The following is an 11,619-nucleotide window of genomic DNA, read 5'->3' on the forward strand; positions in this document are numbered from 1 at the left end:
TGAACAGATTGATTAAGAAACCAACATGTCGAAGAAAAAACGCGGATTAGGACGTGGGCTGGATGCCCTGATTGCCGGTTCCAAGGCGGCAGCGGTTGCTGTTGAACCGGAAGCGGAAGTCGCGCTGGAAACTCAGCCGGCTGGCGAACAGCCTCAGCCTGCTGCCGATCAGCCGATCCGTGATGGGGAACTGCGCCATCTGCCGCTGGAATGGATTCAGCCGGGCCAGTATCAGCCGCGTAAAGATATTCAGCCGGAAGCGTTAGAAGAACTGGCAGCCTCCATTAAGGCCCAGGGGCTGATGCAGCCGATAGTGGTGCGCCCGATTGCGGCTGGCAGTGCTGCCGCGCCGCGTTACGAAATTATTGCCGGTGAACGGCGCTGGCGGGCCTGCCAGCTGGCGCAAATGGAATCGCTGCCGGCGTTAATCCGTGATGTGCCGGATGAAGCGGCCATCGCCATGGCGCTGATCGAGAACATCCAGCGCGAAAACCTCAACCCGATGGAAGAAGCGATGGCATTACATCGTTTACAACACGAGTTTGAACTGACCCAGATGGAAGTTGCGGAAGCCGTTGGTAAAAACCGCGCTACCGTCGCCAATCTGTTGCGCCTGATGAACCTGAACGACGACGTAAAACGTCTGCTGGAACACGGCGATATCGAGATGGGCCATGCCCGTGCTCTGCTTGGCTTACAGGGTGGCCAGCAATCCGAAGCGGCTGCTCAGGTTGTCGCCCGGGCATTAACCGTCCGCCAAACCGAAGCGCTGGTGCGTAACCTGCAAAGTGGCGGCGATAAAAGTCCGGAACAGGCCAAAGCCAACCCGGATATTCAGCGTCTTGAGCGGTTGTTAGGTGACCGGCTGGGTGCCAAGGTGGCGATCAAACACAGTGCGAAAGGCAAAGGTCAGCTGGTGATCAACTACACCAATCTGGATGAACTGGACGGAATATTGCGTCATATTCAGTAGCAGGGGTTACTGACAGACCAAATAAAAAGGAGCCTGATGGCTCCTTTTTATTTTAATCGTTGGAGAGATGAAAATACGACAGGCTCCGTTTCTTGGGGGGAGCCCCATCAGCAGAGATCATGCCGGGCGTTAATATTCGTGGTGAAAGGTATAGGTCTCGTTTATTGAAAGCTCACCCTCTATACGCTTGGTAGCGGAGGAGCGGTTTTTTTTGTCGTCGTACTGAAAGCTGACGAACGATGAATACAGGTTGTTGTTACCACGGTGCGTTTTTTCGAGCCCTTCGGAGTTATAAGTCGTCCGGACGTCTATTAGAGCAGCCGGATTAAAACTTTTGTGACTCCAGCTCGCTATTACGCCGTTATCATGATATTCGGTGATGATTTCTGAATCTGGCGTCAGGCTGCCCTGCTCTGTTTCAGTACACTCCTGGCGCTGATGACCCCGCTGGCACTGCTCGCGGGACGTCAGTTCACCATTGTGGAAACGAGTTCGGGTCAGTGAAGCGGAATCTGAGCGTATTTCGGTACGATAATGATCTTCGAAGTCGCCATCACCATTCTGATCGGTGAATCGTTCAGAATAGTCCGGGTGGCTGATGGTTTTGCTCGACTGCGTCAGCTGGCCGTTATCATCACGCTGCTCAATGATTTCAACATAAGCGCCGTCGGGCTGTTCTGTCCGTAAGTAGTGGGTGGTGCTGATCACAGCCAGGGTGTCGGGATTCAGTTGGGTTTCTTCACTGAGCCGGCCGCTGCTGTCGTATTGATAACGGCTGGCGCTGTCCGGTCCGGTTTCCGAAAGCACCTGTCCCTGAGCATTCAGAGTGCGCTGAAAACTGCTGGGAAAAGCAATTCCGGTAAGGCTGCCGTCTGAGTTGGCCAACAATTCAAAATATGAAATTGCATCAGTGTCTTCTGGTGTGATTGTCGCTTCTGTAAGGTAGCCCCATTCATCGCGTGATATCGTCGCCTGAGCTGTTGTTATCTCGCCGAAGGCCGTGCTTTCTATATCAATGACAGTACGTAACGCGGTGTCGATTTCAAAGGTTGAGAGGTATAACACCTCACTGCTGCTACCGTCGTTTAATATCAGCTGCACCGAACAATTGCTGTAAACCCCCTGCTTTAACCGCCGCAGCTGAACCTTATTGACGCCGCTCGGAACGTATTGCTTATCACTGCTGCAGTCGCCGTTAAAGCTGAGTGTTCCGGAAGCACGGCTTTTCAGGTAAAAAGACGGTGTATTGTTGCTGGTGGTACCAATCGGCACCACTTCCTGCAAAAGGCCGGATGACTGATCGCTGCAGGCGCCGAGCAAAGCAGTGGTGAACAGTAGGGTGAGTCGTTTCATTATTATTCCTCAGATGTCCTTATCGGTGCGGATTCTAATGACATTTGAGTTAATTATCGACTCTGCATTAAAGAATGCCGCTCCCCGCCCTGCTCTAAAACCTTCCACACCGCCTCTTTTTGCCCCCGGCTGAACATCAGCAGGCTTTCATCACGCGCCAGTGCCATATAGTTCATAAACATATCGTTGCTGCCACAACCGGTACTCGGGTGACGGGATTTTCTGGTGTATCAGGAGTGTCTGGCAGGCCGGGAGAATGTGCATTGCCTGAGTCGCCACCGCAAGCGCTTAACAAAAGAACAAATAAGCTGACCAATCCGTGCTTCATGGTGAATTCCTGCCTGAAAACGCCAGTTTATGCGGTTGAGAATCAATGGTAAGTGGCTACTGACAGAAAACTGTGTATGCTCTGGCGGCACAAAGCTGCTGTGAAATCATTATATCTGTGACTTTTGGGCCGCATTCACGCTGTGAATGACACACATTCCCGAAATACTACCAATTAACGAGCCTTTACACATGGTTTCGGTTGATGCTCAAAGGTCGAGCCAATATAATCACGGCGCCTTAAAACAGGCTGTTGCAGTATTTAGATCAGTGCGAGGTGTTTGTGTCATCGATTTTTCCTCGCCGGGCGGTCTATCGGGTCATGCTGGTTCAGCTGGCACTGACTGCAGCAGCAGCTTTGATTGCCTGGTTACACAGCGATGTAGCCGCCGGATCGGCGTTGTTGGGTGGACTGACGTGTGCAGTTCCCAATGCCTATTTTCTCTGGCGAGCATTCCGCTATTCAGGCGCACGTTCGGCTGACAAAGTTGTGCAGTCGATCTACCAGGGAGAAGCCTGGAAATTTTTGCTCACCGCACTGTGTTTTGCAGTGATTTTTGTGCGGGTAGAGCCACTGAATGTTCCTGCATTGTTTATAGCTTTTATGACAGTGCAGCTGGGGCACTTAGCCTCAGCAAGAATCGCCAATTTATGAACCTTTAGAATTGAGAGTGAACAATGGCTGGTAACTCACAAGAGTATATTGCTCATCACTTAACCAACTTAACTTATGGGAAGTTGACTATTGATGGTAGTGAACCGTACTACAGAAAAGTTTATAAGGATGGTGTTCAGGTATTTAACGAAGACGGTTCTCCTCAGTTAGAAGAGCTGAATGGAGATACTTGGACTTTGGCTCGAAATTCCCAAGAAGCTCAGGACATGGGTTTTATGGCGTTCCACGTCGACTCTATCGGCTGGTCTCTGCTGATGGGTCTGTTGTTCGCATGGCTGTTCCGTAAGGCGGCTAAATCAGCGACTTCCGGTGTGCCGGGCAAGCTGCAGAACGTGGTGGAAACGGTGGTTGAGTTTGTTGATAACACCGTTAAAGAAACCTTCCACGGTCGTAACCCGCTGGTTGCACCGTTAGCCCTGACTATCTTCGTTTGGGTATTCCTGATGAACTCGCTGAAGTGGATTCCGGTTGATATTATCCCGGGTATTGCCCACGCAGCGGGCCTGCCGTTCTTCAAGATTGTTCCGACTGCCGATCCAAACGGTACTCTGGGCCTGTCGTTAGGCGTATTCCTGCTGATTATCTTCTACAGCATCAAAGTTAAAGGTGTGGGTGGCTTCGCCAAAGAGCTGTCTCTGACACCGTTCAATCACCCGATTGCTATTCCGTTTAACCTGTTCCTGGAAGTGCTGGGTCTGCTGACCAAGCCACTGTCTCTGGCACTGCGTTTGTTCGGTAACATGTACGCTGGTGAGGTTGTGTTTATTCTGATTGCGTTACTGCCGTTCTACCTTCAGTGGGTTCTGAACGTGCCGTGGGCAATCTTCCATATTCTGGTGATTCCGCTGCAGGCGTTCATCTTCATGGTTCTGACGATTGTATATCTGAGTCAGGCTCACGAAGACCACTAACAGCGAAATTAACAGACGATTTTAACCCTTTAAATTAACTTACTTAACTAAACCTTTAGGAGTCTCATATGGAACTCGTATACATTGCTGCTGCAATCATGATTGGCCTGGGTGCACTGGGTACTGGTATCGGCTTCGCTCTGCTGGGCGGTAAGCTGCTGGAAGGTACTGCACGTCAGCCAGAGCTGGGTCCACAGCTGCAAACCAAAACCTTCCTGATGGCTGGTCTGTTAGATGCCGTGCCTATGATCGGTGTTGGTATCGCGATGTACCTGATCTTCGTTGTAGCCCCAACGGCAGCATAAGACGAGTGCGATCTTCGGGTCGCGCTTTGTTTTTAAACAACGAATTTTAACGAGGTAAATCGCCGTGACTTTAAATCTGACCATTGTCGGTCAATTGATTGCCTTCGCGATTTTTGTCTGGTTCTGCATGAAGTTTGTCTGGCCACCACTGACCAGCGCTATGGCGGAACGTGAAAAGAAAATCGCTGATGGTTTAGATGCAGCTAACCGCGCTGCACGTGATCTGGAACTGGCACAAGCAAAAGCTGCCGACCAGCTGCGTGACAGCAAAGAAAAAGCTGCTGAAATCATCGAACAGGCTAACAAGCGTGCTAACCAAATCGTTGACGAAGCCAAAGAACAGGCTCGCACCGAAGGTGAGCGTCTGGTTGCTGCTGCCCGCGCTGAAGTGGAGCAGGAAGCAAACCGCGCGAAAGAAGCACTGCGCGCTCAGGTATCTGAGCTGGCAGTAGCCGGTGCAGCCAAAATCCTTGCTAAGTCTGTTGACGCAAGCGCTCATGAAGAGCTGCTGAATCAACTGGCTAACGAACTGTAAGCGAGGTTTGGCATGGCTGAATTAACAACTCTCGCTCGGCCATACGCAAAAGCTGCGTTTGCTGAAGCACAAGAGAAAAATGCACTGGAAGCCTGGTCTGACGACCTGAGCGTGTTGGCGGCCTTTGCGGCTGACGCTGATCTGGCAAAAATTCTGGTGCATCCGTCTCTGACTGCTGAGCAGCAAGCGGCAGCGCTGTTAGACGTATGTGGCGACAAGCTGAATGACGCAGCCAAAAACCTGGTAGCCGTTCTGGCCGAAAACAAGCGTTTAAGCTTGCTGCCAGAAGTATCAGTTCTGTTTGAAGAGCTGAAGGCACAACTGCAGAACACGGTCGATGTTGTAGTAACGACCGCGTTTGAAATGACCGACGCACAACAAAACAAGCTGGCTGAGTCTTTAAAAGCCAAGCTCAAGTGCGATGTACGTATGAGCAGCGAAATCGATGAGTCTCTCATCGGTGGTGCGATCATCCGTGCCGGTGACCTGGTAATTGACGGCTCGCTAACTGGAAAGCTGTCCAAGTTAGCCGAAGCGATGAACTCCTAGTTTGAGGGACGATGCATGCAGCAACTGAATCCATCTGAGATCAGTGAAGTCATCAAAAAACGCATCGAAAATCTCGATGTGACTTCACAAGCCCAGAACGAGGGCACCGTCGTATCTGTATCTGACGGTATCGTTCGTATTCACGGTCTGGCTGACGCCATGTACGGTGAAATGATTGAATTTGAAGGCGGTGTATATGGCCTGGCAATGAACCTGGAGCGTGACTCCGTAGGTGCTGTTGTTCTGGGTGAATACAAAACTCTGGCCGAAGGTCAGACCGCTAAGTGTACTGGTCGTATCTTAGAAGTACCGACTGGCGAAGCTCTGCTGGGTCGCGTTGTCGACACGCTGGGTAACCCAATCGACGGTAAAGGTCCGATCGAAACCACTACCACTGCTCCGGTTGAGCGTGTTGCACCTGGCGTAATTGCACGTCAAGGCGTAGACCAGCCGCTGGAAACTGGTTACAAAGCCGTTGACTCCATGGTGCCAATCGGCCGTGGTCAGCGTGAGCTGATCATTGGTGACCGTCAGACTGGTAAGTCTGCGATGGCCATCGATGCGATCATCAACCAGAAAGGTACGGGTGTTAAGTGTATCTACGTTGCTGTTGGCCAGAAGCAGTCAACTATCGCTAACGTAGTACGTAAATTAGAAGAACACGGCGCGATGGATCACACCATCATCGTTGCTGCTGGCGCTGCCGATCCTGCTGCTATGCAGTTCCTGGCACCATACGCTGGCTGTGCGATGGGTGAATACTTCCTGGATCGTGGTGAAGATGCGCTGATCGTTTATGACGATCTGACTAAGCAAGCCTGGGCATATCGTCAGATTTCCCTGTTGCTGAAGCGTCCTCCTGGCCGTGAAGCGTATCCTGGTGACGTGTTCTACCTGCACTCCCGTCTGCTGGAGCGTGCTTGTCGCGTGAACGCTGACTACGTGAAGAGCGTAAGTGGTGTTGAAGGTAAAACCGGTTCCCTGACTGCTCTGCCAATCATTGAGACTCAAGGTGGTGACGTATCTGCATTCGTACCTACCAACGTGATCTCGATTACTGACGGTCAGATCTTCCTGGAGACCAACCTGTTCAACTCCGGTATCCGTCCTGCAATGAACGCCGGTATTTCGGTATCTCGTGTAGGTGGTGCAGCTCAGACTAAGATCATCAAGAAACTGGGCGGTGGTATTCGTCTGGCTCTGGCTCAGTACCGTGAACTGGCAGCATTCGCTCAGTTCGCTTCTGACCTTGATGAAGCAACCCGTAAGCAGCTGGAACACGGCCGTGCAGTAACCGAGCTGATGAAGCAAGGTCAGTACGCACCGATGAAGACTGCTGAAATGGGTCTGTCTATCTATGCTGCCACTGAAGGCTACCTGGAAGACGTTGAAGTGAACAAGATTCAGGCGTTCGAAGCTGCCCTGTTGAGCTACGCAAACAGCGAATATTCTGAGCTGATGGCGAAGATCAATGTTAAAGGTGACTTCAACGATGAAATCGCTGCCGGTCTGAAAGAGCTGATTGAGAAATTCAAAAGCACTCAGACCTGGTAAGTCCGGTGCTGACGCGGTCTTTCGTTAGAGAGACCAGCGTCAGCTGGATTCACTAAAAAACGTAGGACAGTCTTATGGCAGTCGGAAAAGAGATTAAAGAGCAGATATCGAGTGTTCAAAGCACGCAGAAAATTACTTCAGCAATGGAAAAAGTTGCGGTAAGTAAAATGCGTCGCGCTCAGATGCGCATGCAGGCGAGCCGTCCATACGCGGATAAAATCCGTGATGTGATTGGTAACCTGGCTAATGCGGCACCTGAATACCGTCACCGTTATATGCAAGACCGCGAAATCAAGCGTGTTGGTTATATCGTGGTGTCTTCCGACCGTGGCTTATGTGGTGGCCTGAACAACAACCTGTTCAAGACCGTCGCTAAAGAAGCACAGGACTGGAAAAACAAAGGCGTGGAAGTTGATTTCTGTGCCATCGGCGCTAAAGCCGGCCTGTTTTTCAACAGTTTTGGCGGCAACGTAGTAGCAGCACAAGCCCATCTGGGTGATGCTCCTGAGTTAGCCAGCCTGATCGGATCGGTTAAGGTAATGCTGGACGCATACGACGAAGGAAAGATCGATCGTTTGTTCATCGTTTATAACCGTTTTGTGAACACCATGACGCAATCGCCAAACGCAGTGCAGTTACTGCCGCTTGAGGCGAAACAAGACGATTCACTGAAACATCAGTGGGGCTACATCTACGAGCCTGCGCCGGAAGAAATTATTGAAGGCCTGTTAATTCGCTACGTAGAGTCCCAGGTGTACCAGGGTGTAATTGAAAATAATGCCTGTGAGCAGGCTGCACGTATGCTGGCGATGAAAAACGCCACCGATAACGCGGGCAGCATGATTGACGACCTGAACATGCTTTACAACAAGGCGCGTCAGGCAGCAATTACCCAGGAAATTTCAGAAATCGTAAGCGGTGCCGCGGCTGTATAAGCCCGGGATTCAAGGTTTAAGATTAAGAGGAACCGAAAATGAGCGGATCTATCGTACAGATCATCGGTGCCGTTATCGACGTGGAATTCCCACGCGACAGTGTACCTAAGGTCTACGACGCCCTGACCGTTGATGGTACTGAAACTACTCTGGAAGTTCAGCAGCAGCTGGGTGACGGCGTAGTTCGTACTATTGCAATGGGCTCAACAGAAGGTCTGAAACGTGACCTTCCTGTAACAAACACTAACGGTCCTATCTGTGTACCCGTTGGTACAGAGACTCTGGGTCGTATTATGGACGTGCTTGGCCGTCCTATCGACGAATGTGGCCCTATCGGTGAGAAAGAAGTTGCTTCTATCCACCGTGCAGCGCCGACGTTCGACGAGCAATCAAACTCCACTGACCTGCTGGAAACCGGTATCAAGGTAATTGACCTGGTTTGCCCATTCGCTAAGGGTGGTAAAGTTGGTCTGTTCGGTGGTGCCGGTGTTGGTAAAACCGTAAACATGATGGAGCTGATTAACAACATTGCGAAGGCACACTCCGGTCTGTCTGTATTCGCAGGTGTTGGTGAGCGTACTCGTGAAGGTAACGACTTCTACTACGAGATGGCTGAATCCGGTGTTGTAGACCTGGAAAACAAGCCAAACTCTAAAGTAGCAATGGTTTACGGTCAGATGAATGAGCCTCCAGGTAACCGTCTGCGTGTTGCTCTGACTGGCCTGACCATGGCTGAGAAGTTCCGTGACGAAGGTAAAGACGTACTGTTGTTCGTGGACAACATCTACCGTTACACCCTGGCGGGAACCGAGGTATCTGCACTGTTAGGCCGTATGCCTTCAGCGGTAGGTTACCAGCCAACGCTGGCAGAAGAGATGGGTGTTCTGCAGGAACGTATTACTTCTACTAAGACTGGCTCGATCACCTCGATCCAGGCGGTATACGTACCAGCGGATGACATGACTGACCCAAGCCCGGCGACGACCTTCGCCCACTTGGACTCAACCGTATCTCTGTCTCGTGACATCGCTTCTAAAGGTATTTACCCAGCGATCGACCCACTGGCGTCTACTTCTCGTCAGCTGGATCCACTGGTTATCGGTAACGAACACTACGACTGCGCTCGTGGCGTTCAGGGTGTACTGCAGCGCTACAAAGAGCTGAAAGACATCATCGCGATTCTGGGTATGGACGAACTGTCCGACGAAGATAAGCAGCTGGTTGCCCGTGCACGTAAGATCGAGCGTTTCCTGTCTCAGCCATTCCACGTGGCCGAGATCTTCACCGGAGCGCCTGGTAAATACGTGTCCCTGAAAGAAACCATCCGTGGCTTCCAGGGCATCCTGAATGGTGAATTCGATGAACTGCCAGAACAAGCGTTCTACATGGTAGGTACCATCGACGAAGCTATTGAGAAAGCGAAAAACATGTAATTGGGCTGGCGGCCTGCTGTAACCACAGCAGGTCGCCTCTCTAACTGAGGATACGACTATGGCGATTACCGTCCACTGCGATATCGTCAGCGCCGAAGAGAACCTGTTCTCTGGCCTGGTAGAACGCGTAGTAGCTCACGGTGAACTGGGTGACCTGGGTATTGAACCTGGCCACACAGCACTGCTGACTCCGCTGAAACCTGGTCCGGTCCGCATTGTGAAACAAGGCGGCGAAGAAGAGGTTGTTTACGTCTCTGGCGGTTATCTGGAAGTACAGCCCAATTGTGTTTCTGTTCTGGCTGACACTGCGGTTCGCGCTGGCGACATCGACGAAGCAGCGGCGTTGCAAGCGAAAGAACACGCACTCAAAGCGATGGAAAATCAGGGTGCAGACTTTGATTACTCCCGTGCGCTTACTCAGCTGGCCGAGGCCGCAGCACAACTGCGTACTATCCAGCAAATTCGCGAGAAACTGGGCAAGCACTAAGTTACCCACGTTTATCACGAATGTCTGGCTCTCTGGAGTACAGACAAAGAAAACCCGCTCTGTGCAAACAGCGCGGGTTTTTTATTACATTGATAAATTTAGGCACCCTGGGCTAGTATTCGCGATCGCTGATATGTATGTGATTATAAGGAGATGATGTGGGCAAAGATGTTCAATGTGCAGTAAATGACATAAAAGAATGTTTTGTCAGGGAGGCGCGGTGCGTGACAGTCCCCGATGCTTTCATCTTTCCTGGTTATTGGTGTGTATTTGTAGCCTACGGTCATAGCCAGAACTATCCTTTTGATTATTTTGATATTCCAAAAAGCCTTCTTTCGTATGCTCAAGCCGTTAAGTTTCCTGAGGCATTGGGCGGAGAAGATACATATCCATATATTCGTTGCAATGAAGGGCAAAATTACTCTGCCATAGCCCACATTCGAGGAGATGGTGTTGACTCTAGTGATGGTGATGTGGAATCAGCGAATGAGATGTTAGCTTCGGTTATTAAACGCAAACTTCCTGACGAAACACTTGGTAAAAGAGCGTTACTCAAAGCTATAGGAGAGCTTCATGACAACGTTAGTTCGCATGGAAGTGCGTCAGGGTTCTCAATGGCACAATTCTATAAGGCAAACAGCTATTATCCCGCTAAGGTTAATTTTGCTGTTGTAGATGCAGGTATTGGGCTTTTAGAGGAGCTTCAAAGGCAAAAAATCCAGGGAGTTACGACACATCAGGAGGCGATTGCTTGGTGCATACAAAAAGGAAATTCATCGAAAAAGGTCGACGGTGAGTGGGTTCAGCGCTTGCCAGCTGATGCAACACACAGCCCTTTCGGGGACGGTGTTGAAACAACTAACAAAGATAATCACCACCAAGGGTTAGGTCTCCATCACTTCGTCAAATTGGTGAAAGACTTTGGTGGAAGTTTACAATTGGCTACTGGTAATTGTTTGCTTCTTGTAGATAATAGCGGCGCTGAAAGCTATATTAACTTGTCAGATACATGGAAAGGGGTAGCAATATCCTGCACTCTTCCGGTGAACCAACTAACAGAAGATAGAGTCGAAGTAGTACCTGAAAATATTCAAAGCATTATGGATAAGCTGAGGGCATAGATATGAAATGCAAAACCTATAAATTCGCGAAAAGTTGTTTGTCTAGCAGGCCATACGGCGCAAGCATTCGTCGTGAGTGGGTATCTATGCTAGAAGCTGGCAATTGTATTTTGGTTGATTGTTCGGAAGTAGATAGTATTTCTGATTCGTTTGCTGATGAATTGTTCGGCATTTTGTCTGTAGAGTTGACTCCAGAAACCCTTTGTGAGGCTGTCAAGTTGTCGAATATTTCTGATAGCTGTTTACAGACTATTGCTGAAGCAATTCAAGAGAGGGCTGGTAATCTAATTGCAGCTTAAGCGAACGTGTGCAGACATAAAGAACCGGCTTTTGCGAGACTGTAGATAAAACTGTGTAACTGCTTATCATCCCCTAACCATCAGGATAAGCAGTTATGAACAAGAAAGACCTTGAAGCCTTTGCACTCGAAGCCGCCAAAGGCATTAAAACTCAGGAAGAT

The 11,619-nt window shown here is 50.2% G+C and carries 14 protein-coding genes; 12 read left to right on the forward strand and 2 right to left on the reverse strand.

The window, feature by feature from the left end; translation table 11 throughout:
• The first annotated feature begins 25 nt into the window (after positions 1-25).
• Positions 26-973: a ParB/RepB/Spo0J family partition protein gene (locus tag ACFOMG_RS04560; RefSeq protein WP_376865059.1), complete on the forward strand. Its 948-nt coding sequence runs from the start codon at positions 26-28 to the stop codon at positions 971-973.
• Positions 974-1,102: 129 nt separating this feature from the next.
• Here the strand turns inward: ACFOMG_RS04560 and ACFOMG_RS04565 are convergent, their stop codons facing one another.
• Together ACFOMG_RS04565 and ACFOMG_RS04570 are read right to left on the reverse strand one after the other, a co-directional pair.
• The gene (locus tag ACFOMG_RS04565; protein ID WP_376865060.1) at positions 1,103-2,326 is read right to left on the reverse strand and encodes a hypothetical protein; all 1,224 of its coding nucleotides are present in this window, start codon (positions 2,324-2,326) and stop codon (positions 1,103-1,105) included.
• 53 nt (positions 2,327-2,379) lie between these two features.
• Entirely contained in the window at positions 2,380-2,502 is a 123-nt protein-coding gene (locus tag ACFOMG_RS04570; protein ID WP_376865061.1) for a hypothetical protein, read from the reverse strand.
• Positions 2,503-2,936: 434 nt separating this feature from the next.
• On the opposite strand from ACFOMG_RS04570, the gene ACFOMG_RS04575 reads away from it, so the two are divergent.
• The 11 genes from ACFOMG_RS04575 to ACFOMG_RS04625 all read left to right on the forward strand — a co-directional run bounded on the left by ACFOMG_RS04575 (position 2,937) and on the right by ACFOMG_RS04625 (position 11,458).
• A complete protein-coding gene (locus ACFOMG_RS04575) occupies positions 2,937-3,308 on the forward strand; it encodes an ATP synthase subunit I (protein WP_376865062.1) in 372 nt (123 codons plus the stop codon).
• A 23-nt stretch (positions 3,309-3,331) separates the two neighbouring features.
• Positions 3,332-4,240, forward strand: coding sequence for a F0F1 ATP synthase subunit A (gene atpB / locus ACFOMG_RS04580; RefSeq protein ID WP_376865063.1), 909 nt, complete (start codon positions 3,332-3,334; stop codon positions 4,238-4,240).
• A 68-nt stretch (positions 4,241-4,308) separates the two neighbouring features.
• Entirely contained in the window at positions 4,309-4,545 is a 237-nt protein-coding gene (gene atpE / locus ACFOMG_RS04585; RefSeq protein WP_376865064.1) for a F0F1 ATP synthase subunit C, read from the forward strand.
• 64 nt (positions 4,546-4,609) lie between these two features.
• On the forward strand, positions 4,610-5,080 hold the full coding sequence (locus ACFOMG_RS04590) for a F0F1 ATP synthase subunit B (RefSeq protein WP_376865065.1): 471 nt from the start codon (positions 4,610-4,612) through the stop codon (positions 5,078-5,080).
• Between the two features lie 12 nt (positions 5,081-5,092).
• A complete protein-coding gene (locus ACFOMG_RS04595) occupies positions 5,093-5,629 on the forward strand; it encodes a F0F1 ATP synthase subunit delta (RefSeq protein WP_376865067.1) in 537 nt (178 codons plus the stop codon).
• 15 nt (positions 5,630-5,644) lie between these two features.
• Positions 5,645-7,183: a F0F1 ATP synthase subunit alpha gene (gene atpA, locus ACFOMG_RS04600; RefSeq protein ID WP_376865068.1), complete on the forward strand. Its 1,539-nt coding sequence runs from the start codon at positions 5,645-5,647 to the stop codon at positions 7,181-7,183.
• Positions 7,184-7,257: 74 nt separating this feature from the next.
• Complete coding sequence (gene atpG / locus ACFOMG_RS04605; RefSeq protein WP_376865069.1) at positions 7,258-8,118, forward strand: F0F1 ATP synthase subunit gamma; 861 nt, start codon at positions 7,258-7,260, stop codon at positions 8,116-8,118.
• A gap of 38 nt (positions 8,119-8,156) precedes the next feature.
• A complete protein-coding gene (gene atpD / locus ACFOMG_RS04610) occupies positions 8,157-9,551 on the forward strand; it encodes a F0F1 ATP synthase subunit beta (protein WP_376865071.1) in 1,395 nt (464 codons plus the stop codon).
• 58 nt (positions 9,552-9,609) lie between these two features.
• Positions 9,610-10,038: a F0F1 ATP synthase subunit epsilon gene (locus ACFOMG_RS04615; protein ID WP_376865072.1), complete on the forward strand. Its 429-nt coding sequence runs from the start codon at positions 9,610-9,612 to the stop codon at positions 10,036-10,038.
• A 158-nt stretch (positions 10,039-10,196) separates the two neighbouring features.
• On the forward strand, positions 10,197-11,159 hold the full coding sequence (locus ACFOMG_RS04620; protein WP_376865074.1) for a hypothetical protein: 963 nt from the start codon (positions 10,197-10,199) through the stop codon (positions 11,157-11,159).
• 2 nt (positions 11,160-11,161) lie between these two features.
• A complete protein-coding gene (locus ACFOMG_RS04625; protein ID WP_376865076.1) occupies positions 11,162-11,458 on the forward strand; it encodes an STAS-like domain-containing protein in 297 nt (98 codons plus the stop codon).
• Positions 11,459-11,619 lie beyond the last annotated feature (161 nt).

Origin of the sequence: Bacterioplanoides pacificum, from assembly GCF_042648445.1 — a bacterium.
Lineage (GTDB): Bacteria > Pseudomonadota > Gammaproteobacteria > Pseudomonadales > Oceanobacteraceae > Bacterioplanoides > Bacterioplanoides pacificum.

What these genes read in the sequence shown, in the direction of transcription:
- atpD (WP_376865071.1), top strand. Translation starts at nt 8,157, where the DNA reads ATGAGCGGATCTATCGTACAGATCATCGGTGCCGTTATCGACGTGGAA.
- atpB (WP_376865063.1), top strand. Translation starts at nt 3,332, where the DNA reads ATGGCTGGTAACTCACAAGAGTATATTGCTCATCACTTAACCAACTTA.
- ACFOMG_RS04560 (WP_376865059.1), top strand. Translation starts at nt 26, where the DNA reads ATGTCGAAGAAAAAACGCGGATTAGGACGTGGGCTGGATGCCCTGATT.
- ACFOMG_RS04565 (WP_376865060.1), bottom strand. Translation starts at nt 2,326, where the DNA reads ATGAAACGACTCACCCTACTGTTCACCACTGCTTTGCTCGGCGCCTGC.
- ACFOMG_RS04570 (WP_376865061.1), bottom strand. Translation starts at nt 2,502, where the DNA reads ATGAACTATATGGCACTGGCGCGTGATGAAAGCCTGCTGATGTTCAGC.
- ACFOMG_RS04625 (WP_376865076.1), top strand. Translation starts at nt 11,162, where the DNA reads ATGAAATGCAAAACCTATAAATTCGCGAAAAGTTGTTTGTCTAGCAGG.
- ACFOMG_RS04615 (WP_376865072.1), top strand. Translation starts at nt 9,610, where the DNA reads ATGGCGATTACCGTCCACTGCGATATCGTCAGCGCCGAAGAGAACCTG.
- atpA (WP_376865068.1), top strand. Translation starts at nt 5,645, where the DNA reads ATGCAGCAACTGAATCCATCTGAGATCAGTGAAGTCATCAAAAAACGC.
- atpE (WP_376865064.1), top strand. Translation starts at nt 4,309, where the DNA reads ATGGAACTCGTATACATTGCTGCTGCAATCATGATTGGCCTGGGTGCA.
- atpG (WP_376865069.1), top strand. Translation starts at nt 7,258, where the DNA reads ATGGCAGTCGGAAAAGAGATTAAAGAGCAGATATCGAGTGTTCAAAGC.
- ACFOMG_RS04595 (WP_376865067.1), top strand. Translation starts at nt 5,093, where the DNA reads ATGGCTGAATTAACAACTCTCGCTCGGCCATACGCAAAAGCTGCGTTT.